Source organism: Paenibacillus sp. HGF5, from assembly GCF_000204455.1.
Taxonomy (GTDB): Bacteria; Bacillota; Bacilli; order Paenibacillales; family Paenibacillaceae; genus Paenibacillus_AQ; species Paenibacillus_AQ lautus_A.
The window spans coordinates 1-507 of record NZ_AEXS01000023.1; the positions used below are offsets into that span (position 1 = coordinate 1).

General features: G+C 51.3%; 2 protein-coding genes. Both read left to right on the plus strand.

Annotated elements, in window-relative coordinates; all coding sequences use genetic code 11:
- Positions 1-286 (plus strand): hypothetical protein (locus tag HMPREF9412_RS33765; RefSeq protein ID WP_022691992.1); only part of this gene is annotated, 286 nt, incomplete at its 5' end.
- Positions 287-356: 70 nt separating this feature from the next.
- A partial coding sequence (locus tag HMPREF9412_RS31950) for a Rop family plasmid primer RNA-binding protein (protein WP_034305907.1) occupies positions 357-507 on the plus strand: 151 nt, incomplete at its 3' end.

Sequence of the window (507 nt, forward strand, 5' to 3'; positions counted from 1 at the left end):
AATCACCGATACGCGAGCGAACGTGAAGCGACTGCTGCTGCAAAACGTCTGCGACCTGAGCAACAACATGAATGGTCTTCGGTTTCCGTGTTTCGTAAAGTCTGGAAACGCGGAAGTCAGCGCCCTGCACCATTATGTTCCGGATCTGCATCGCAGGATGCTGCTGGCTACCCTGTGGAACACCTACATCTGTATTAACGAAGCGCTGGCATTGACCCTGAGTGATTTTTCTCTGGTCCCGCCGCATCCATACCGCCAGTTGTTTACCCTCACAACGTTCCAGTAACCGGGCATGTTCATCATCAGTAACCCGTATCGTGAGCATCCTCTCTCGTTTCATCGGTATCATTACCCCCATGAACAGAAATCCCCCTTACACGGAGGCATCAGTGACCAAACAGGAAAAAACCGCCCTTAACATGGCCCGCTTTATCAGAAGCCAGACATTAACGCTTCTGGAGAAACTCAACGAGCTGGACGCGGATGAACAGGCAGACATCTGTGAAT